The organism is Streptomyces sp. Act143, assembly GCF_003143935.1.
GTDB lineage: Bacteria > Actinomycetota > Actinomycetes > Streptomycetales > Streptomycetaceae > Streptomyces.
In genome coordinates this window covers 7,515,341-7,536,421 of sequence record NZ_QFRX01000001.1, presented here as the reverse complement: position 1 = coordinate 7,536,421, position 21,081 = coordinate 7,515,341, and the positions used below count along the sequence as shown (strand labels likewise).

The window sequence follows — 21,081 nt, the reverse complement described above, 5'->3', positions numbered from 1 at the left end:
GCGTCCCTTGGGTGGAGGTGGGTTCAGCCGGGTATTCCGGCGGCGAGCAGGTCGACGAAGCTGACGTCCTCGTTCGCGACGCCGAAGACCTCCGCGCGCAGCATGGTCCGCTCGGCCCAGGCGCGGTGCGGCTTCACCTCGTTCATCTTGTTCGTGTACTGCGAGCGCAGAACGCCTCCGCCACCGCGCTCGGGCCGCAGGATGTCGGCCGCGTCGCTGTACTCCTCGTGGCTGACGACGGACAGCGCGTGCACCGCCGGCACGTGGGAGGGGTGGATGCAGGTCTTGCCCAGCAGGCCGTTGGCGTGGTCGAGGGAGATCTCCCGCAGCAGCCCGTCCATGGCGTGCTCTATCAGTTTCTCGCGCAGCTCCACCGCCTGCCCCTCCAGGAAGGGGCTGTGCCGCAGCATCGGCTTGAACATGCGCTCCGGGACCCGGAAGTACTCCCAGACGGGGCCGGTCACGGTGAAGCCGGTGCCGTCGGCGCGGCCCAGCATGTTCACCACGTCGGCGATCACGGAGGCGACGATCTGGACGTCGTAGGCCGTCATGTCGGGGGCTCTGCGCAGGCCGTACGAGGAGCAGAAGTCGGTGACGCCGAGGCGCAGGGCGAGGACCCGGTCGCGGTACTTGTCGACGGCGCGGGCGATGCCCTCCAGGGCGTCGACGCGCGACTCGCGGTACATGAGCTCGGGCGTCTCCAGGACCGGCATGGCGAACAGGCGGCGGCCGCTCGCGTGCTCGGCGACGGCGAGGGCCTCCAGGAAGGGGATGCCGCGTTCCTCGGTGAACTTGGGGAACACGAACCCGGTCAGCAGCCGCACGGTCGCGCCGAGGCGCTGGACGAGGTCGGGGATCTGCTCGGGGGTGCGCACGCGGATGAAGAGCAGGGGCAGCCCGGCGCCGTCCCGGGCGGCGAGGTCGGCGAACTGCCGGACCAGGTTCTCCTCACCGGCGGCGACGTCCTCGTCGCCGATGGAGTCCTCCAGGCACAGCACCATCGAGACCACGCCGCGTTCGGCCTGCTTGACGACGTCGTCGGCCAGCCGGGGGCGGGTGGCCGGACTGTAGAGCGTGGCGCCCAGGGCCGCGGAGAGCAGCCGGGCCGGCGAGTCCGCGTCGAACGCGCAGGGCTCGCGGTGGAAGAGGCGCTGTCGCACCTCAGGGGCGATGTGCCCGAAATGACGCATAAAACTCCCCCGTGGCGCAAGGTAAGCCTGTGGATTTTGAGAACAGGTGGCCGGTAATAGTACGTACCGAGCCATGTCAGAGGTTCCCGTCGGGCATGAATTTCAGGTAACGCCCGCGGGGACAACCAGGTGGACACCATGGTCGAACACCGTGCCGCGCGCCTTGTCGGGCGCCTGTGTCGAGCACCTACCCCCGCGTTGTCGTGATCAGGACCGAGAAGGCAGGATGACCGCATGACGCACGCCATGCTGAAGGGGTCGAACGTCCCGCTCGAAGTCACCACGGTACGCGCCGTGGTGCGCTGGACGCCCGGGCAGGGGGTCCCGGATGTCGACGCCTCGGCGCTGCTCCTCGGCCCCGACGGTCGCGTACGTTCCGACGAGGACTTCGTCTTCTACAACCAGCCCCGGCACCCCTCCGGGAAGGTGTGGCGGCTCGGCAAGAAGCGGGTCGCCGAGGGCCTCACCGACACGATCCAGACAGATCTGTCCGGTGTCGAGCCCGGTGTCGGCCAGATTCTGCTGGTCGCATCGGCGGACGGCGTCACGTTCGACCAGGTACGCGCGCTGCGCATTCTGCTGTACGACGCCGCGGTCGCCGAGGGTGAGCCGCTGGCCTATTTCGACATCAAGCCGGAGACGGGCCGGGAGACGGCGCTGATCTGCGGGGAGCTGTACCGCCGCGGCGACGGCTGGAAGTTCCGCGCGCTGGGCGAGGGCTACTCGGACGGTCTGAAGGGCCTGGCCAGCGACTTCGGCATCTCGGTGGACGACTCGGAGGTCACCGAGGAACCGGCTCCCGTCCCGGCCCCGGAGATCTCCCAGCCGCTCCCGCCGGAGCAGCCGACCGCGGTCCCGTCCCAGCCGGCCTACGGCTACCCGCAGACGCCCCCGACGGCGCAACCGGCGTACGGCTACCCCCAGCCGACCAGCCAGCCGGCGTACGGCTACCCGCAGCCTCCGGTGCCCGCAGGCGCAACGCTGGACCCGGACTTCCGGCTGCCTCCCCAAGGCCCGCAGTTCATCGGTCGCTGAGGGGAGCTACCCAGGGGCGCGGGGCTGCCCATGGAATGTGCGGCTGCCCGGGCGCCCCTCACCTCTCCGCCTTGGTCTTGTAACCCCGCCCCCACTGAAGGCCCCACCCGTACAGCCGATCCAGCTCAGCCTGGAACCCGTACACGAACTTCACCTCACGCCGCACGATGATCTCCCCCTTCACGTTCTCGATCATCACCACCGCGCACGACCGCGCCTGCGGATGCCGCTCGTCGAGGCCTATCTCGATCCGCGGCCCGTTGCTCGGGTACAGCGTCACGCTCGCGTGGGTCCGGTCGAAGGCCGGCGTCTGGTCGTAGATGTAGACGAACACCAGGATGCGCTTGATGGAGTCCCGGTGATCGAGGTTGACGTAGATCGTCTCGCCGGACGCCGACCCGAACCGGTCGTCGCCGCTCAGCTTCACGTACGGCGGTGCGTTGACGTCGCCGAAGAGGCCGCCCAGGGGCTGGACGACGCCCTTGGAGCCGTCCGCCAGCTCGTACAGGCAGCCCAGGTCGAGGTCGACGTTGACCATGCTCTGGCTGTGTCCCATGACCTCCGGCGGCTTGAGCGCCCGGAAGGGGTGCCGCAGCAGCGACTCCCGCTGGGAGCCGCCGATGTCGGACGTCCGCATCCGCCAGGCGAGGTTGATGCGCAGATGGCCCGTCTCCGCCCCCTGCTTGCTCAGGGAGACACGGTCGTGCCGTTTGGTGAGCTCGATCGCGTTGGTCGCCGCGTTGCCCGAGTCGAACTCGACCGCGCGTCCGGGCCGGAGTCCGTCCAAGAAGCCCATTACCGCCCCCACCTCGATGACCACTTCACTGACCGCATTGTCAAAGACCGACGGGGCGGCGTCGAGGACTCGCCTCGACGCCGCCCCGCTCAGAGCGTTCCCTCAGAGCCTGTGTCATATCCCCGGCCGGGCGCACGACGCCTGGCACGCGCGCTCGCCGCGTTGCCGGAGCGCCCACGTGACTCCGCCACGTGGGCGCTCCGGCGCCTTGCGATCGCACGCACCAGACGCCGCGCGCTGATCCGACCGGGAATATGACACAGGCTCTCAGCCCGAGGGGTGTCACACCCCGGACGAGACCTCAGTCTTCTCGTCCGAGCCGGCGTTTCCCTCGGCCGCCGCGAGGGCCTTGTTGCGGCGTACGGAGGACCAGAAGGACCAGGCGATCAGGACGACGCCGACGAGACCGGTGATGACCTCGTTGATCTCGTACTGGATGGTGACCATGAGGATCACGGCCAGCGCGCCGATCGCGTAGTGCGCGCCGTGCTCCAGGTAGACGTAGTCGTCGAGGGTGCCCTGGCGGACCAGGTAGACCGTCAGCGACCGGACGTACATGGCGCCGATGCCGAGGCCGAGGGCCATCAGCACGATGTCGTTGGTGATGGCGAAGGCGCCGATCACGCCGTCGAAGGAGAACGAGGCGTCCAGGACCTCCAGGTAGAGGAACATGAAGAACGCGGCCTGGCCGGCGAGGACGACGGCGGGCCTCTTCTTGCCCGTGCGCGCGGCCTCTTCCTCCTCCTCGTGCTCCCGCTCCTCCTCTTCCTCCAGCTTGTCCTCGAAGTAGCCGGACAGGCCGCCGACGACCATGTAGGTGATCAGGCCCGCGATACCGGAGATCAGGACCGTCTGGGCCTTGTCGACGTGGGCGCCGCCGTGCTGGTGGGCGTGGGTGGCGAAGGTGAAGGCGGTGATCAGCAGGACGATCAGCGCGATGCAGACCGACAGCATGTCGACCTTGCCGAGCTTGGCGAGCGGGCGCTCGATCCAGCGCAGCCACTGGATGTCCCGGTCCTCGAAGATGAAGTCCAGGAAGATCATCAGCAGGAACATGCCACCGAACGCGGCGATCGCCGGGTGGGCGTCGGTGACGAGTTCCTGGTAGTGGTCCTTGTTGTTGAGCGCGAGGTCGACGGCCTCGATGGGACCCAGCTTGGCGCTGATCGCGACGATGACGACCGGGAACACCAGCCGCATGCCGAACACGGCGATGAGCACGCCGATGGTGAGGAAGATCTTCTGCCAGAAGGCATTCATCTTCTTCAGGATCCCGGCGTTGACCACCGCGTTGTCGAAGGACAGCGAGATCTCCAGGATGGAGAGGATCGCCACGATGCCGAAGGCCTCCCACCCCCCGTAGAAGACCGCTGCGACGAGGCCGAGCGCGGTGATCGCGAACGACCAGCCGAAGGTTTTCAGAACCACTGGCTACCCAATCCTTGTGTACGGGTCTCCCCCGCGCCGTACTCGGCTTTACGAAGACTTTGAAGCCGAAGTCTAGTCCCGACCCCTTCGCCGCCCGCCGGGGACCGGCTTTTGCTCATAACGCGTTATGAGACGTTGTCCTGGCGTCTCACGAGACGTTGACCCCGAAGTCCAGGGCGATGCCCCTCAGGCCGGACGCGTACCCCTGCCCGACGGCGCGGAACTTCCACTCGCCGCCGTAGCGGTAGACCTCGCCGAAGATCATCGCGGTCTCGGTGGAGGCGTCCTCGGAGAGGTCGTAGCGGGCGAGTTCCTGGCCGTCGGCCTGGTTGACCACGCGGATGAACGCGTTGCTGACCTGGCCGAAGGTCTGGCCCCGCTCGTCGGCCATGTGGATCGAGACCGGGAAGACGATCTTGTCGCACTGGGCCGGCACCTTGGAGAGGTCGATCAGGATCGACTCGTCGTCGCCCTCGCCCTCACCGGTGAGGTTGTCGCCGGTGTGCTCCACGGAGCCGTCCGGGCTCTTGAGCTGGTTGTAGAAGATGAACCACTCGTCACCCATGACCCGTCCGCCGGCGCACATCAGCGCGCTCGCGTCGAGGTCGAAGTCGGCTCCGGTGGTGGAACGTGCGTCCCAGCCGAGCCCGACCATCACCTGGGTGAGGTTGGGTGCGACCTTGGACAGGGAGACGTTGCCCCCCTTGGCGAGCGTGACGCCCATGATGCTGGTCCTCCCCGTGTGCTGCTTTTTTGTTGTCGTGCGCGTCCGGCGCCGTACGCAAACCGTACGGCGCCGGATTCGGCAATGTCGCGTCCCGGAAGGTCACGACTCAGCCGTGGAACACTGCCGACGTCAGACGTTGACGCCGAAGTCCTGCGCGATACCGCGCAGGCCCGAGGCGTAGCCCTGGCCGATGGCGCGGAACTTCCACTCCGCGCCGTGCCGGTACAGCTCGCCGAAGACCATCGCGGTCTCGGTGGACGCGTCCTCGGAGAGGTCGTAGCGCGCGATCTCCGCCTCACCGGCCTGGTTCACGACGCGGATGAACGCGTTGCGGACCTGGCCGAAGGACTGCTGGCGGTTCTCGGCGTCGTAGATCGAGACCGGGAACACGATCTTCTCGATGTCGGCCGGGACGGCCGCGAGGTTGACCTTGATCTGCTCGTCGTCGCCCTCGCCCTCACCGGTGATGTTGTCGCCGGTGTGCTCGACGGAGCCGTCGGGGCTCTTGAGGTTGTTGAAGAAGACGAAGTTGGCGTCGCTGCTCACCTTGCCGGAGCTGTTCAGCAGCAGCGCGCTGGCGTCGAGGTCGAAGTCCGTGCCGGTCGTGGTGCGGACGTCCCACCCCAGACCGACGATGACCGCGGTCAGGCCGGGGGCCTCCTTGGTCAGCGATACGTTGCCGCCCTTGCTGAGGCTGACTCCCACGAGTCCTCCATTGGTGTCCAGGGGCGGGGAGCCCCGCCATGCGTTTGATACCGGATCAACGAGCCGATCCTAGTGACGGGTTCCCGTGGCTCGCAGGCCTTGGAACCGAAGAATCACAGGGTGTCGACGGATCAGAGGGCGTCGAGGGCCTTGACGTACTCGTTCAGGTCACGGGCGTCGGGCAGGGCGTTGACGACGGTCCAGCGGACCACGCCCTCCTTGTCGATGACGAAGGTGCCGCGCACCGCGCAGCCCTTGTCCTCGGCGAAGACGCCGTACGCGCGGGAGACCTCGCCGTGCGGCCAGAAGTCGCTCAGCAGCGGGTACTCCAGGCCCTCCTGCTCGGCGAAGACGCGCAGGGTGTGGATGGAGTCGTTGGAGACGGCGAGGAGCTGGGTGTCGCGGTCGGAGAACTGCGGCAGGTGGTCGCGCAGCTCGCAGAGCTCGCCGGTGCACACCCCGGTGAAGGCGAAGGGGTAGAAGAGCAGGACGACGTTCTTGCTGCCGCGGAAGTCCGACAGCTTCACGGTCGCGCCGTGGTTGTCCTTGAGCTCGAAGTCGGGGGCCTTTTCGCCGACCTGGATGGCCATCGTCGTGAATCCCTTTCGGTGGGACTGTTCGGGTGAGACCCACCCTACGCAGCGATCACGACAGGCCGACGGACGGGCTGACCACACTGGGTGGCTCAGCCCGTCCGGTACTACCGGTTCTACCGGGCGGAGGTCACCGCTTCGACTTGGCGCCCTTCGGCGTCACCAGACGGCTGCCGCTCCAGTCCTTTCCGACGCTGACGCTCTTGGAGGCGGAGAGCCCCGCCGTCGTCGCGGCTTCGGAGATGTCGCTGGGCTCGACATAGCCGTCGCGGCCGGTCTTCGGCGTCAGCAGCAGGATCGAGCCACCCTCCTCGATGTACGTGGTGGCGTCCACCAGCACGTCGGTGAGGTCGCCGTCATCGTCGCGGAACCACAGCACCACGGCGTCGGCGACGTCGTCGTACTCCTCGTCCATCAGCTCGCCGCCGATGACTTCCTCAATGGCCTCGCGGAGCTCCTGGTCGACGTCGTCGTCGTAGCCGATCTCCTGGACCACCTGCTCGGGCTGGAACCCCAGCCTTGCGGCAGGGTTCGTCCGCTCCTCCGCGTGGTCCGCGGTCGCGCTCACGGGTTGCCTCCTGATCATGTCTTCGGGAATAACTCAGCCACGCGCGTGCGCGAAGCATTGGCCGTAGTCCACACGGGCGGGGCGGATCGCGCAAGTACCCGGCCGTTCAGACCGCCGAAACGGTGACGTTCCGGAACGTGTCACCGCAACTCCAGGCACATCATCACGGCTCTACAGTGGCGCACGCCACACGTTTCTGCCCCCTTTGGGCGTTTGAGAACCATACCTGGGTACGCGCCCCTTGTTACCCCACGGTAGAGATGACGTTTGACGCCCCGAGGTACACGATGGGGAGCGGTGCAGACATACAGGAATACGGCCCTCTGACAGGTAAGGAACAGCGTGGCTTCCGGATCCGATCGCAACCCGATCATCATTGGCGGCCTTCCGAGTCAGGTTCCTGACTTCGATCCCGAGGAAACCCAGGAGTGGCTCGACTCCCTCGACGCCGCCGTCGACGAGCGCGGCCGGGAGCGGGCGCGCTATCTGATGCTGCGGCTGATCGAGCGGGCCCGCGAGAAGCGCGTGGCCGTGCCGGAGATGCGCAGCACGGACTACGTCAACACCATCGCCACCAAGGACGAGCCGTTCTTCCCCGGCAACGAGGAGATCGAGCGCAAGATCCTCAACGCGACCCGCTGGAACGCCGCGGTGATGGTCTCCCGCGCCCAGCGGCCCGGCATCGGCGTGGGCGGCCACATCGCCACGTTCGCCTCCTCCGCGTCGCTGTACGACGTGGGCTTCAACCACTTCTTCCGCGGCAAGGACGAGGGCGACGGCGGCGACCAGGTCTTCTTCCAGGGCCACGCCTCCCCGGGCATCTACGCGCGCGCGTACCTGCTGGACCGGCTCAGCGAGGACAACCTCGACGCGTTCCGCCAGGAGAAGTCCAAGGCGCCCTACGGCCTGTCCTCGTACCCGCACCCGCGGCTCATGCCGGACTTCTGGGAGTTCCCGACCGTGTCGATGGGGCTCGGCCCGATCGGCGCGATCTACCAGGCGCGGATGAACCGGTACATGCACGCGCGCGGGATCGCCGACACCTCGAAGTCGCATGTGTGGGCGTTCCTCGGCGACGGCGAGATGGACGAGCCGGAGTCGCTCGGCCAGCTGACCATCGCCGCGCGTGAGGGCCTGGACAACCTCACCTTCGTCGTCAACTGCAACCTCCAGCGCCTCGACGGCCCGGTGCGCGGCAACGGCAAGGTGATCCAGGAGCTGGAGTCGGTCTTCCGCGGCGCCGGCTGGAACGTCATCAAGCTGGTCTGGGACCGCTCCTGGGACCCGCTGCTGGCCCAGGACCGCGACGGCGTCCTGGTCAACAAGATGAACACCACGCCGGACGGTCAGTTCCAGACGTACGCCACCGAGCCGGGTTCCTACATCCGCGAGCACTTCTTCGGGGACGACCACCGGCTGCGCGCGATGGTCGAGAACATGACCGACGACCAGATCCTGCACCTGGGCCGGGGTGGTCACGACCACAAGAAGATCTTCGCGGCGTTCTCGGCGGCCAAGGCGCACAAGGGCCAGCCGACGGTGATCCTCGCCAAGACGATCAAGGGCTGGACGCTGGGCCCGAACTTCGAGGGCCGCAACGCCACGCACCAGATGAAGAAGCTGACGGTCGACGACCTCAAGGGCTTCCGCGACCGGCTGCACCTGCCGATCTCCGACAAGGAGCTGGAGTCCGGCGCGCCGCCGTACTTCCACCCGGGCCGGAACTCGGAGGAGATCCAGTACATGCACGACCGCCGCAAGGGGCTGGGCGGTTACGTCCCCACGCGCGTGGTCCGTGCGAAGCCGCTGGCGCTGCCGGACGACAAGGCGTACGCGACCGTGAAGAAGGGCTCGGGTCAGCAGTCGATCGCGACGACCATGGCCTTTGTCCGGCTCCTCAAGGACCTCATGCGGGACAAGGAGCTCGGCAAGCGGTTCGTGCTGATCGCGCCGGACGAGTACCGCACGTTCGGCATGGACTCGTTCTTCCCGAGTGCGAAGATCTACAACCCGCTGGGCCAGCAGTACGAGTCGGTGGACCGCGATCTCCTGCTCGCCTACAAGGAGTCGCCGACCGGCCAGATGCTGCACGACGGCATCTCGGAGGCGGGCTGCACGGCCTCGCTGATCGCGGCGGGTTCGGCGTACGCCACGCACGGCGAGCCGCTCATCCCGGTCTACGTCTTCTACTCGATGTTCGGTTTCCAGCGCACCGGCGACCAGTTCTGGCAGATGGCCGACCAGTTGGCGCGCGGTTTCGTGCTGGGTGCGACCGCGGGCCGTACGACGCTGACGGGTGAGGGTCTGCAGCACGCGGATGGCCACTCGCAGCTTCTGGCCTCCACCAACCCCGGCTGTGTCGCGTACGACCCGGCGTACTCGTACGAGATCGCGCACATCGTGCAGGACGGTCTGCGCCGGATGTACGGGCCGACCGCGGACGGCAAGCCGGGCGAGGACGTCTTCTACTACCTGACCGTCTACAACGAGCCGATCCAGCACCCGGCCGAGCCGGAGAACGTGGACGTCGAGGGCATCCTCAAGGGCATCCACCGGATCGGCGAGGGCACCGCGGGCTCCGTCCCGGCGCAGGTCATCGCGTCCGGGGTCGCGGTCCCGTGGGCGATCGAGGCGCAGAAGATCCTCGCCGAGGAGTGGAACGTCAAGGCGGACGTCTGGTCGGCGACCTCCTGGAACGAGCTGCGGCGCGAGGCGGTCGAGGTCGAGCGGCACAACCTGCTGCACCCCGAGGAGGAGCAGCGGGTGCCGTACGTGACGCAGAAGCTGTCGGGTGCGCAGGGGCCGTTCGTGGCCGTGTCCGACTGGATGCGATCGGTTCCCGACCAGATCGCGCGGTGGGTGCCGGGGACGTACCAGTCGCTGGGTGCGGACGGTTTCGGCTTCGCGGACACCCGGGGTGCGGCCCGCCGGTTCTTCCACATCGACGCCCAGTCGATCGTGGTGGCCGTGCTGACCGAGCTGGCGAAGGAGGGCAAGGTCGACCGGTCCGCGCTGAAGCAGGCGATCGACCGGTACCAGCTGCTCGACGTCTCGGCGGCCGACCCGGGGGCCGCGGGCGGCGACGCGTAGCACGATGCCGCGGGTGAGGGCGGTGGGGCCTGGCGGCTCCGCCGCCCTTACCGTTTTCCCTTACCGCTTCTTTACGATGCGGTCATGAAGGAACAATCGGCGCAGGTCCGTTGGGAACACCTGACCCAGCGGCCCCTGATGGCGTTCGCGGTGCTGTTCGCCGTCGCCTATGCCGTACCGATCGTCGACGACTCGGCCGGCCATCAGCTGACGGCCGTGTGCACGGGCGTCGAGTGGGTGGTGTGGGGGGCGTTCGCCGTCGACTACGTCGTCCGGCTGTCGATCGCGCGGGATCGGCGGGAGTTCGTACGGCGGCACTGGCTCGACCTGGGGGCGGTGGTGCTGCCGCTGCTCCAGCCGCTGCGGTTGCTGCGGCTCGTCGCCACGCTGCTGCTGGTGCAGCGCAGGGCGCGGATGGCCTCGCAGATCCGGCTGACGACGTATGTCGCGGGGGCGGTGGTGGGCCTGCTGATGTTCGGCTCCCTGGCGGTCCTCTCGGTGGAACGGGACTCGCCGGACGGGAACATCCGGACGCTGGGTGACGCGGTGTGGTGGTCGTTCACGACGATGACGACCGTGGGGTACGGCGACCACGCCCCGACGACCGGTCTGGGCCGGATGATCGCGGTCGGCCTGATGCTGTCCGGCATCGCCCTGCTCGGTGTCGTCACCGCGAACATCGCGGCGTGGTTCATCGCCCGCTTCGAGAAGGACGACGTGGAGGAACGCCGCCAGACGGAGGCGATCATGGCGCTGACGGAAGAGGTGCGGGCGCTGCGGGCGCAGGTCGCGGCGCTCCAGAAGGCAACCGTGGAGAAGTGAGCGACGGCGAAGGGCCTCATCAAACAGGTCCGCAGACACGGGCGGGCCCCCGGCCCATCACGCCAGGGGCCCCTCCCTCACTCCCCGGCTAGAACACGCCGTTCCCCGGGAAAGCCGCTCCCGCCAGCCACACGACCGCCAGAAGCGTGTCAATAGCGCCCAGCACAAAGGCGACCAAGGCCGTCACCGGCCGCGAACGCGACCACGTGCGACCCATGGCAAGCCAACCGCAGACGATCGCCACGGGGCCCAGAATGATGCCCAGCACGAAGAAGCCGGCGACCGCGCAGATACGACCCCTCTGGGGGGACACCCCCAGACCCCCGGCGATGATTCCGAGCGTCGCGCGATCCGGCCCGGTCCGTCACCACGTCAGATCAGCGATCGGATCAGCGAAGGGCCTCATCAAGCAGGTCCGCAGACGCGGGCGGGCCCCCGGCCCATCACGCCAGGGGCCCCTCCCTCACTCCCCGGCTAGAACACGCCGTTCCCCGGGAAAGCCGCTCCCGCCAGCCACACGACCGCCAGAAGCGTGTCAATAGCGCCCAGCACAAAGGCGACCAAGGCCGTCACCGGCCGCGAACGCGACCACGTGCGACCCATGGCAAGCCAACCGCAGACGATCGCCACGGGGCCCAGAATGATGCCCAGCACGAAGAAGCCGGCGACCGCACAGATGACTCCGATGATTCCGAGCGTCGCGCGATCCGGCCCGGTCCGTGACCACGTCCGGCCACGCGAGCGGGGGTACCTGCGCGTTCCGTGTCCGAAGCCCGCCATCATCAACTCCCTGAACCCTTGGGTTGGTTGGGTTCAAGGAGTCGGGTACCCCCGGTTCCTGTCCTAATCCTCCGGTCTTGCGGCGCGCCGCCCCCCTCCGGCAGCGCGCCGCAACGCCGGTCGCCCTCCGCGCACTTGCCTGCGGAACATTCCGTACCGGAGGGCTTCACCTACTGTGACGTGCGGTGTGTACCAGGGGCGAGGAATCTTTAGCGTCTTCACTCTGATGAGGGAAGTTGCCTCGGATTGTGCCTCGGATTGTTCTCCGACGGCGGCCCTTCGCGGCGGGTCAGATGTGGCCGACGCCCGCACCCGCTTCGGCGTTCGCGCCCCGCTTGGTGAGCAGCGCGACGAAGATCGCGACGGTCGCGACACCCGCGGCGACCAGGGACGCCAGGCTCATGCCGGAGATGAACGTGTCGTGCGCGACGTCGGTGATCTTCGCGGCGATCGCCTCCGGAGTCCCCTTGGCGACCGGCGGCACGCCCACCTGGACGGCCTCGGACGCCTGCGCCTGCTGGGCGGCGGTGAGCTCCGGCAGGCCCGCGGCCTTCCAGTTGCCCGCGAGGTCGCTGTCGACCTTGGACGCCATCACGGCACCGAGGACCGCGGTGCCGAGGCTGCCGCCGATCTGCATCGCGGCCTGCTGGAGGCCACCGGCGACACCGGACAGCTCCAGCGGAGCGTTGCCGACGATGACCTCGGTCGCGCCGACCATGACCGGGGCGAGGCCCAGGCCCAGCAGGGCGAACCAGACGGACATGACGAGGCCGCTGGTACCGGTGTCCAGGGTCGACATGCCGTACATCGCGATCGCGGTGGCGGCCATGCCGCCCGCCAGCGGGATGCGCGGGCCGACCTTGGTGATCATCAGGCCCGCGAGCGGGGAGCCGACGATCATCATGCCGGTGAGCGGGAGCAGGTGCAGGCCCGCGTCGATGGGGCTCATGCCGTGGACGTTCTGGAGGTAGAACGTCACGAAGAACAGGCCGCCCAGGAAGGCGATGGCCATCAGCACCATCAGGATCACGCCCGCGGACAGCGCGACCGAGCGGAACAGGCCGAGCGGGATCAGCGGTTCGGCGACCTTCGTCTCCCAGAAGGCGAAGAGCCCGAACAGCAGCACGGAGCCGACGATGAACGCCCACGTCTTGCCGTCGCCCCAGCCCCAGGCCGGCGCCTTGATGAGAGCCCAGACCAAACAGAACATCGCGGCCGACAGCAGGGCGATGCCCAGCATGTCGAAGGAGCGGGGCGCGTTCTCGGCGCGGTGGTCGAGGAGGATCAGCCCGCCGAGGACCAGGGCGAGGAGTCCGACCGGCACGTTGATGAAGAACACCGACTGCCAGTTGACGTGCTCGACCAGGACGCCGCCGAGGATGGGGCCGCCCGCGGTGGAGGCACCGATGACCATGCCCCAGATGCCGATGGCCATGTTGAGCTTCTCGGCCGGGAAGGTCGCGCGCAGCAGGCCGAGCGCGGCCGGCATCAGCAGCGCGCCGAACAGGCCCTGGAAGACGCGGAAGGTGACGACCGCGCCGATGCTGCTGGACAGCCCGATCGCGCCGGACGCGGCGGCGAAGCCGACGACGCCGATCAGGAAGGTCTGGCGGTGGCCGAAGCGGTCACCGAGCTTGCCCGCGGTGATCAGGGAGACCGCGAGGGCGAGGAAGTAGCCGTTGGTGATCCACTGGACCTGGGCGAAGGTGGCGCCGAGGTCCTTCTGGATGGCCGGGTTGGCGATGGCCACGATGGTGCCGTCGAGGGCCACCATCATGACGCCGACGGCCACGGTTATGAGGGTGAACCAGGGGTGGCCGCGCAGCCCGGCGGCCGGTGCCGGGTCCGACGGGGAGGCCGGCGCCTCGTCCCCCGGTCCCGTCTTGTCGAGCGTGGTCTGACTAGTCATGCTCCGAGGCTAGTGACAGCCACTGACAATTGACAAAGCAATTCACAAGTCGGTAACTGACACAGCATGGAAAACCTGCGCGAACGCAAGAAGCAGCGCACCCGTGAGGCCCTGCTGCGAGCCGCCCTCGAACTGTTCACCACCCGCGGGTACGAGCAGACGACCGTGGACGACGTCGTCGCCGCCGTCGACGTCTCGCAGCGCACCTTCTTCCGCTACTTCGCGAACAAGGAGGAGGCCGCCCTGGCGGTGGTCGAACTGGCGGTGGCGCACTTCGTGGACGCGGTGCGCGGGCGACCGCCCCACGAGGCGCCGATGGAGGCCCTGCGGCAGGCCGTGGTGCAGGGCTGGGACTCGCTGAGCGACGTCATCGAGTCCGTCGTGCCGATCGAGCTGTACCTGCGGATGTACCAGGTCATCGAGTCGACGCCGGTGCTGCTCGCGGCCCATCTGCGGCGCTCCATGGAGATCGAGGAGACGCTCGCGCGGCTCGTCGCCGAGCGCGAGGGGCTCGACGTGGACACGGACCCGCGGCCCCGCGTCGTGGTGGCCGTCTTCAGCGGGGTGATGCGGGTGACGGAGCGGCAGTGGAGCACCGGAGCCGACGCCGGCCTGGACGCCATGCGCGCGCTGACGGTGTCGTATCTCGAACAGGTGGGCCCGGCACTCACGGGCGGCTGGCGAACGGGCTGACGATGTCACCGCGTCGACCGAAACGTGATACCCGTCACTCGGTTAACGCGAGACCCTCTCGTTCTCCTAGTGTGTCCTCCCAGTGACTTCCTTCGACACCTCTCCCCAACTGAACGTCTGGCGCGCACTGCTCGCGCTGGCCGTGGTGTTCGTGATGCTGGCGACCACCGGCTGGACCGCGCTCAAGGGCCACCGGCCCACCAGCCCGCTCCAGGCCTCGCTCAACGCCTGGGAGCACGGCCGTATGGCGGGCCACGCCCTGCCCGACCCGGATGCCTCACCCGCCCGGCTCGCCGCGTTCTTCGCCTCGCTCACCGCTCCGCAGCGCGACCGGCTCGCCCACCGCTACCCGCTGGCGGTCGGCAACATGAACGGCGCCCCCGTCGAGCTGCGCTACCGCGCCAACCGCATCGCGCTCGGCAAGGCCCGCAAGACCGAGCTGAAGCGCATGCACGACACCCGCCTGACGCCCGACGGGCAACGCGACGCGGGCCGTCGTATGCACCGCTACGAGTCGCTGATGAACGACCAGCGGCACATCCTCGCCTTCGACCCGGAGGGCTCGGGCCGGGTCGCCGAGGTCTTCGGAGACCTGAGCAAGGCGGAGCGGATCTCGGTCGTCGTCCCCGGCGTCGACACCGACCTGCTCACCTTCCAGCGCACCTACCGCAAGTACTCGGCGCCGGTCGGCATGGCCAAGTCCCTGTACGCGGCCGAGAAGGCGGCGAGCCCCTCGACGCGTACGGCCGTCATCGCCTGGGCCGACTACACCGCGCCCGGCGGGATCGGCCTCGACTCGGCGACCGGCCTGCGCGCCGCGGAGGGCGCCGTGCGGCTGAACGCGCTGCTGCGTGCGCTGCCCGGCAGCTCGCCCGTCTCCCTGTTCTGCCACAGCTACGGCTCCGTGGTCTGCGGTGTCGCCGCGCACGAGCTGCCGGGCCGGGTCTCCGACATAGCGGTCGCCGGCAGCCCGGGGATGCGGGTGGAGAAGGCCTCCCATCTGCACACCTCGGCGCAGGTGTGGGCGATGCGGGACGCGGACGACTGGATCCAGGACGTGCCGTACCTGGAGCTCGGCGGGCTGGGCCACGGGGCCGACCCGGTGTCCTCCGCGTTCGGGGCCCGGGTGCTGTCGGCGGCGGACGCGAAGGGGCACAGCGGCTATTTCGAGCCGGGCACCGAGAGCCTGCTGAACTTCGCCGACATCGGCGTCGGCGCCTACCGCTCGGTGCACTGTGCCGACGACGACAGGGCCTGCCGGGCCGGTTTGTCCGGCACCACGACGGACGGACGCGCGTAGAGGCGCAGGAATTGCGGTCTGCGCAGGGAGGCGACGGAGGAGCTCGTGCCGCATACGATGAGCCGCATGGGTGACGTACTGGCCGGATTTCATGCTGCCTGGGAGTTCGAGTCCGACTCCGTGCTCATCCGTTACGAACGAGGCATTCGAACACCCAAGCTCTTCCAGGCGCTGGGCGAGCGCAGGATTCCGCTGCGGGCCCTGACCGGGGTGACCCTGACCCCCGGCAAGCGCGGCACGGTCGTCCTGCGCGCCGAGCCCCGGCCGGGCGCCGATCCGCTGATGGAGGCGGCGGCCGGTCAGCTGAAGGAGGGCTGCGACCCGTACCGGCTGGTGCTGCCGGCCGAGCGGGAGACCCTCGCCGAGTACTACGCCGACGAGCTGCGGGCGCTCCTGACGCCGGACGACGAGCCGGCGGACCGCTTCCTCGTGCCGGCGCCCGAGGTGCCGTTGTCCTTCAAGGCGTACGACGGGAAGGCGTCCTTCGACGGGAAGACCGTGTTCTTCCGGTGGTTCTGGACGGGGGCGTCGTCGGCGAAGTGGAAGGCCGGCGACCAGAGTTTCGCCGTCTCGGAGCTCAGCGGGGTGGAGTGGCGGTCACCAGAGGTCTTCGAGGGGCATCTGCGGCTGCGCCGCGGTGACGTGGCGTCGCCCGCGCAGGCCGACCAGGACCCGGCGGCCGTGGTGTTCGGGCTGGGCTACGGGCCGGTGCACGAGTCGCTGCCGTTCGCGGCGGCCGTGCTCGCCGCGGTACGTGAGCGGGGGCCCGTCGCGGCGGTGCCGGCCAGCGCGCCGAGGCGCGATCCGGCCGACATCGCCGAGCGCATCCGTCATCTGGGAGAACTGCATCAGGCCGGGCTGGTCACCGATGAGGAGTTCTCCGTGAAGAAGGCGGAGTTGCTGGCCGAGCTGTGAGCTACTCGCGGCCCGCGGAGGCGAACGTCATGTCCGCGTACCGGTCTCCCGCGACCTTCTCCGCGATCGGCTCCAGCAGGGCCAGTTCCGCCTCCGTCAGCTCGATGCGCACCGCCGCGACGTTCTCCTCCACCCGGCTCGCCTTGCGCGTGCCCGGGATCGGGACCACCGTCAGGCCGTGCACCCGGGCCTGCTGCTGGACCCAGGCGAGCGCCACCTGCCCCAGCGACACCCCATGGGCCTCGGCGACCGTGCGGACCGGTTCCAGCAGGGCCACGTTGGCGGCCGCGTTCTCGCCGGTGAAGCGGGGCTGCTGGCGGCGGAAGTCGTCGGCGGTGAGGTCCTTGTCGGCGTTGGCGAAGGAGCCGGTGAGGAAGCCGCGGCCGAGCGGGGAGTACGGGACGAGGGTCACGCCCAGCTCACGGGCGGCCGGGACCACGCCCGCCTCGATGTCCCGGCTGAACAGCGACCACTCCGACTGCACGGCGGCGATGGGGTGGACGTCCTGGGCGGCCCGCAGCTCGGCGCCGGTGACCTCGCTCAGGCCCAGGTGCTTGACCTTGCCCTCGCGCACCAGCTCGGCCATGGTGCCGACGGTCTCCTCGATCGGCACGTTCACATCGCGCCGGTGCATGTAGTAGAGGTCGATGACGTCGACGTCGAGGCGCTTGAGGCTGGCCTCGACGGCCTGGCGGATGTAGGGCCGGTCGTTGCGGATGATGCGCCGGGTCGGGTCGTCCGGCGGGACCGTCAGGGCGAACTTGGTGGCGATCACGACCTCGTCGCGGTGCGCCTTGAAGAACGGGGAGAGGAACTTCTCGTTCTCCCCGGCACCGTAGGCGTCCGCCGTGTCGTAGAGGGTGACGCCGAGTTCCAGGGCCCGCTCCAGGGTGGCCCGGGACTCGCCCGCGTCGGCGGGGCCGTAGGCGAAGCTCATGCCCATGCAGCCGAGGCCCTGCACGCCCACCTCGGGGCCGTCGGCGCCCAGTCGTGCGGTGGGGATCCTGCTGTCCGTCATCCGGCTTTCTCCGTTTCGTAGGCACGACCGGCGTCGGCGTAGAAGCTGATCTTCCGGTCGAGAACGGCGAGGGTGTCCTGGAGTTCCGCGATCCGGGACAGGACGTCCCGCCGGGTCGTCTCCAGGAGCTCGTACCGTTCGGTGAACGTGTGGTCGCCCTCGCGCACCAGTTCCGCGTACCGCACCATGTCGGCGACCGGCATGCCGGTGAGCCGGAGCTTGCCGACGAGGTCGAGCCAGTCCAGGTCGCGGTTGCTGTACCGGCGCTGGCCGGTGTGCGAGCGGTCGATGTGCGGCATCAGGCCGATGCGCTCGTACCAGCGCAGCGTGTGCGCCGACAGGCCGGTAAAGGCGACGACCTCGCTGATCGTGTAGCTGTCCTGGCCCTCGGGGCGCCGGTGCGCGTGCGGCGGGGCGGCACAGCTGTCGGTCCTGGTACCCGTGGTGGTCGTGGTCTCCATCACCGTCATGACCTCAACGCTAAAACCTTGGAGTGCACTCCAAGCAAGCGGAACCGGTAAGAAATCCACAGGACGGGACGGGGCGTGGCACACGGCCCCCTCGGCCTCCTCCCCGGGCCGGACCCCTTGCCGGAGCCGAAGCTCTGAACGCTTAGGCTCGACGGCATGTCCTTGCAGAGCCTCGCGCTGATCGAGAACTGGCCGGTTCCCACCGCCGCGGCGGGTGTCGTACGGGCCGACGGTACGGTCCTCGGCACCCACGGCCCCGTCGGCCGGCGCTTCCCCCTGGCCTCGGTCACCAAGCCGCTCGCGGCGTACGCGGCGCTCGTCGCGTACGAGGAGGGGGCGATCGAACTCGACGAGCCGGCGGGGCCCGCCGGGTCGACGGTCCGCCATCTCCTCGCCCACACCTCGGGCCTCGCCTTCGACGAGCACCGGGTGACGGCCCCGCCCGGTGAGCGCCGCCTGTACTCCAACGCCGGGTTCGAGCAGCTCGGCGACCACATCGCCAAGGCGACGGACATCCCCTTCGCCGAGTACCTGCGGCAGGCGGTGCTGGAGCCGCTGGGCATGGCGTCGACCTCGCTGGAGGGCTCCCCGGCCAAGGACGGCGTCTCGACGGTCGAGGACCTGCTGCGCTTCGCCGCCGAGGTGCAGGCCCCGCGCCTGCTCGACCCGCGCACGGTCGCCGACGCCATGACGGTCCAGTACCCGGGCACCAAGGGCGTCCTGCCCGGCTACGGTCACCAGAACCCCAACGACTGGGGCCTCGGCTTCGAGATCCGCGACTCCAAGTCCCCGCACTGGACGGGGAGTTCCTCCTCCCCGCGCACCTTCGGGCACTTCGGCCAGTCCGGTACGTTCCTCTGGACCGACCCGGACGCGGGGGCCGCCTGCGTGGCCCTGACGGACCGGGCGTTCGGGCCGTGGGCGGTGGAGGTGTGGCCGGTGTTCACCGACGCCGTGCTCGGTGAGCTCTAGGCCATCTCCCAGACCAGCAGCTCGGCCGGCGTCACGGCGACGGCGTCCACACCCTCGGCGTCGGTGATGCGGGCCGCGTCACCGGGCCCCAACGCCTCGCCGTCCAGGCGCACTTCACCGCGCACGACATGGACGTGGACGTACCGCCCGTCCGGCACCGCCGTCCGCTCCCCGGCCCCCAGCCGCCGTACGTGCAGCATCGCGCCCGCCTCCGGGACGGCGTACGGGGTGGAGTCGGCGATGCCGCGGACGATCTCGTAGGCGGGGTCGCCGCCCGGCTCCCTGGGTGCCAGCCACATCTGGAGGAAGGTCAGGGGCCGGTCGCCGTCGTTGCGCTCCACATGGCGGACGCCGCCGGCGGAGCTCAGACGCTGGAGGTCGCCGGGGCGGACCTTCGTCTCGTGCCCCGCCGTGTCGCGGTGCGTGAGCTCGCCCTCCACCACCCAGGTCACGATCTCGGTGTGGCTGTGCGGGTGCTCGTCGAAGCCGGCGCCGGGCACGAGCCGTTCCTCGTTGCAGGCGATCAGCGCGCCGAAGCGGAGGTTGTCGGGGTCGTAGTGGGCCCCGAAGGAGAAGGCGTGACGGGACTCGATCCCGGTCCCGGCCTCGCCCCCTGGGTAGCGCTCGCCGGCGCGTCGCACATCCATCACGGACCCCACGCTACTGCCGGGCCGGGGCCTTCCCCACGGCACAGCCCCACTCGGCAGAAAGCACCCCGTAGGCGACGGACCCGATCAAAACCCACCCCGTAGGCGACCGACCCATCCAATAAGGCAGTCTTGTCCCGTGCCCGAACCCGAAACCGGCAACGCCGCAGCCGCCGCATCCGTCGTCCATCCGCACGCCGCGACCCTGAAGAGGCTGGAGAAGTCGTCAGGCTCCCTCGCCGCGCAGGCCATCGCGCGCATGGACGAGACACTGCCGTGGTACCGGGCCATGCCTCCGGAGAACCGTTCCTGGATCGGGCTGGTCGCCCAGGCCGGTATCGCGGCCTTCACGGAGTGGTTCCGGCGTCCGGACGCCCCGCAGGCCATCTCCACCGACGTCTTCGGGACCGCTCCGCGCGAGCTGACCCGGGCCATCACCCTGCGGCAGACGGTGGAGATGGTGCGCACCACCATCGAGGTCATGGAGTCGGCGATCGACGAGGTCGCGGCGCCCGGTGACGAGAACACCCTGCGCGAGGCCCTCCTCGTGTACGCCCGCGAGATCGCCTTCGCCACCGCCCAGGTGTACGCCCAGGCCGCCGAGGCACGCGGTGCCTGGGACGCGCGGCTGGAGTCGCTCGTCGTGAACGCCGTGCTGAGCGGCGAGGCCGACGAGGGGGCGGTGAGCAGGGCCGCCGCGCTCGGGTGGAACGCCCCCGAACATGTGTGTGTCGTACTCGGTACCGCTCCCGACGGCGACTCCGAGCTGACCGTCGAGGCGATCCGGCGGGCCGCCCGGCACGCCAAGCTCCAGGTGCTCACCGGGGTGCTGGGCGACCGGCTCGTGGTGATCGCGGGCGGCAGCGACAATCCGATCGGCGTCGCCAAGTCGCTGATCGGGCCTTATGCGGCGGGGCCGGTGGTCGCCGGGCCCGTGGTGCCCGATCTGCTGGCCGCGACCCGGTCCGCGCAGGCCGCCGCGGCGGGGCTGAAGGCGTGTTCCGCCTGGCAGGACGCGCCGCGGCCGGTGCTGGCGGACGATCTGCTTCCGGAGCGTGCCATCGCCGGGGACCCCAGCGCCCGCGAGCAGCTGGTGGAGGAGATCTACAGACCACTGGAGGAGGCCGGGTCGGCCCTTCTGGAGACGCTCTCCGTCTATCTCGAACAGGCGTCCAGCCTCGAAGGTGCGGCCCGGATGCTGTTCGTCCATCCCAACACCGTGCGCTACCGGCTTCGACGTGTGACTGACGTCACCGGCTGGTCGCCTTCCGATGTACGTTCCGCGTTCACGCTGCGGATCGCGCTGATCCTGGGGCGTCTGGCCGACGGGGATCTCCAGCTCTAGGCTTTTGTCGGGGGTCCACAAAACCCCCTCGTGTTCTTCGTCCCTGTCCCCACGGGCGGCTTGGGCCGCCCTCAAGAG

Annotated in this window: 20 protein-coding genes; 8 read left to right on the top strand and 12 right to left on the bottom strand. The window is 69.3% G+C overall.

What is annotated here, in order from left to right:
* Positions 1 to 23: 23 nt before the first annotated feature.
* Positions 24 to 1,190 (bottom strand): HpcH/HpaI aldolase/citrate lyase family protein, encoded by a 1,167-nt coding sequence (locus DI272_RS34360; protein ID WP_109499079.1) that lies wholly within the window; start codon positions 1,188 to 1,190, stop codon positions 24 to 26.
* 234 nt (positions 1,191 to 1,424) lie between these two features.
* Here DI272_RS34360 and DI272_RS34355 point away from each other — a divergent pair, with 234 nt between their 5' ends.
* Positions 1,425 to 2,225 (top strand): TerD family protein, encoded by an 801-nt coding sequence (locus tag DI272_RS34355; RefSeq protein ID WP_109499078.1) that lies wholly within the window; start codon positions 1,425 to 1,427, stop codon positions 2,223 to 2,225.
* Positions 2,226 to 2,283: 58 nt separating this feature from the next.
* Here DI272_RS34355 and DI272_RS34350 read toward each other — a convergent pair whose 3' ends face one another.
* From DI272_RS34350 to DI272_RS34325, 6 genes are all read right to left on the bottom strand, one after another.
* Entirely contained in the window at positions 2,284 to 3,021 is a 738-nt protein-coding gene (locus DI272_RS34350; RefSeq protein ID WP_109499077.1) for a Tellurium resistance, read from the bottom strand.
* 282 nt (positions 3,022 to 3,303) lie between these two features.
* The gene (locus DI272_RS34345; protein ID WP_109499076.1) at positions 3,304 to 4,449 is read right to left on the bottom strand and encodes a DUF475 domain-containing protein; all 1,146 of its coding nucleotides are present in this window, start codon (positions 4,447 to 4,449) and stop codon (positions 3,304 to 3,306) included.
* 148 nt (positions 4,450 to 4,597) lie between these two features.
* Positions 4,598 to 5,173 (bottom strand): TerD family protein, encoded by a 576-nt coding sequence (locus DI272_RS34340; RefSeq protein ID WP_109499075.1) that lies wholly within the window; start codon positions 5,171 to 5,173, stop codon positions 4,598 to 4,600.
* Between the two features lie 132 nt (positions 5,174 to 5,305).
* Positions 5,306 to 5,881, bottom strand: a complete 576-nt coding sequence (locus DI272_RS34335; protein WP_059191513.1) for a calcium homeostasis/redox stress adaptation protein — start codon at positions 5,879 to 5,881, stop codon at positions 5,306 to 5,308.
* 131 nt (positions 5,882 to 6,012) lie between these two features.
* The gene (locus DI272_RS34330) at positions 6,013 to 6,471 is read right to left on the bottom strand and encodes a peroxiredoxin (protein WP_109499074.1); all 459 of its coding nucleotides are present in this window, start codon (positions 6,469 to 6,471) and stop codon (positions 6,013 to 6,015) included.
* 133 nt (positions 6,472 to 6,604) lie between these two features.
* Positions 6,605 to 7,042, bottom strand: a complete 438-nt coding sequence (locus tag DI272_RS34325) for a DUF3052 domain-containing protein (RefSeq protein WP_181387409.1) — start codon at positions 7,040 to 7,042, stop codon at positions 6,605 to 6,607.
* A 342-nt stretch (positions 7,043 to 7,384) separates the two neighbouring features.
* Between DI272_RS34325 and aceE the strand changes: the two genes are divergently transcribed.
* Positions 7,385 to 10,132, top strand: coding sequence for a pyruvate dehydrogenase (acetyl-transferring), homodimeric type (gene aceE / locus DI272_RS34320; protein ID WP_109499072.1), 2,748 nt, complete (start codon positions 7,385 to 7,387; stop codon positions 10,130 to 10,132).
* Positions 10,133 to 10,216: 84 nt separating this feature from the next.
* The gene (locus DI272_RS34315; protein ID WP_109499071.1) at positions 10,217 to 10,954 is read left to right on the top strand and encodes a potassium channel family protein; all 738 of its coding nucleotides are present in this window, start codon (positions 10,217 to 10,219) and stop codon (positions 10,952 to 10,954) included.
* 474 nt (positions 10,955 to 11,428) lie between these two features.
* Here DI272_RS34315 and DI272_RS45705 read toward each other — a convergent pair whose 3' ends face one another.
* Positions 11,429 to 11,737: a small hydrophobic protein gene (locus DI272_RS45705; RefSeq protein WP_109499070.1), complete on the bottom strand. Its 309-nt coding sequence runs from the start codon at positions 11,735 to 11,737 to the stop codon at positions 11,429 to 11,431.
* 286 nt (positions 11,738 to 12,023) lie between these two features.
* Positions 12,024 to 13,643, bottom strand: a complete 1,620-nt coding sequence (locus DI272_RS34300; protein ID WP_109499069.1) for an MFS transporter — start codon at positions 13,641 to 13,643, stop codon at positions 12,024 to 12,026.
* 66 nt (positions 13,644 to 13,709) lie between these two features.
* On the opposite strand from DI272_RS34300, the gene DI272_RS34295 reads away from it, so the two are divergent.
* The 3 genes from DI272_RS34295 (at position 13,710) to DI272_RS34285 (ending at position 16,551) form a co-directional block, all read left to right on the top strand.
* Positions 13,710 to 14,336: a TetR family transcriptional regulator gene (locus tag DI272_RS34295; protein ID WP_109499068.1), complete on the top strand. Its 627-nt coding sequence runs from the start codon at positions 13,710 to 13,712 to the stop codon at positions 14,334 to 14,336.
* Between the two features lie 82 nt (positions 14,337 to 14,418).
* Positions 14,419 to 15,636 (top strand): alpha/beta hydrolase, encoded by a 1,218-nt coding sequence (locus DI272_RS34290; protein ID WP_109499067.1) that lies wholly within the window; start codon positions 14,419 to 14,421, stop codon positions 15,634 to 15,636.
* A 57-nt stretch (positions 15,637 to 15,693) separates the two neighbouring features.
* Entirely contained in the window at positions 15,694 to 16,551 is an 858-nt protein-coding gene (locus DI272_RS34285) for a DUF4429 domain-containing protein (RefSeq protein WP_109499066.1), read from the top strand.
* Position 16,552: 1 nt separating this feature from the next.
* Here DI272_RS34285 and DI272_RS34280 read toward each other — a convergent pair whose 3' ends face one another.
* Both DI272_RS34280 and DI272_RS34275 read right to left on the bottom strand, forming a co-directional pair.
* Positions 16,553 to 17,569 (bottom strand): aldo/keto reductase, encoded by a 1,017-nt coding sequence (locus DI272_RS34280; protein WP_109499065.1) that lies wholly within the window; start codon positions 17,567 to 17,569, stop codon positions 16,553 to 16,555.
* Positions 17,566 to 18,039, bottom strand: a complete 474-nt coding sequence (locus DI272_RS34275; RefSeq protein WP_181387408.1) for a MerR family transcriptional regulator — start codon at positions 18,037 to 18,039, stop codon at positions 17,566 to 17,568. The genes DI272_RS34280 and DI272_RS34275 overlap by 4 nt, the downstream gene beginning before the upstream one ends.
* Before the next feature lie 156 nt (positions 18,040 to 18,195).
* Between DI272_RS34275 and DI272_RS34270 the strand changes: the two genes are divergently transcribed.
* Entirely contained in the window at positions 18,196 to 19,011 is an 816-nt protein-coding gene (locus DI272_RS34270; protein WP_109499064.1) for a serine hydrolase, read from the top strand.
* Here the strand turns inward: DI272_RS34270 and DI272_RS34265 are convergent.
* On the bottom strand, positions 19,008 to 19,658 hold the full coding sequence (locus DI272_RS34265; protein WP_109499063.1) for a pirin family protein: 651 nt from the start codon (positions 19,656 to 19,658) through the stop codon (positions 19,008 to 19,010). The two genes, DI272_RS34270 and DI272_RS34265, sit on opposite strands and share 4 nt — an antisense overlap.
* Positions 19,659 to 19,797: 139 nt before the next feature.
* Here DI272_RS34265 and fasR point away from each other — a divergent pair, with 139 nt between their 5' ends.
* Complete coding sequence (gene fasR, locus DI272_RS34260) at positions 19,798 to 21,003, top strand: fatty acid biosynthesis transcriptional regulator FasR (RefSeq protein ID WP_109499062.1); 1,206 nt, start codon at positions 19,798 to 19,800, stop codon at positions 21,001 to 21,003.
* The last annotated feature ends 78 nt before the right edge of the window (positions 21,004 to 21,081 follow it).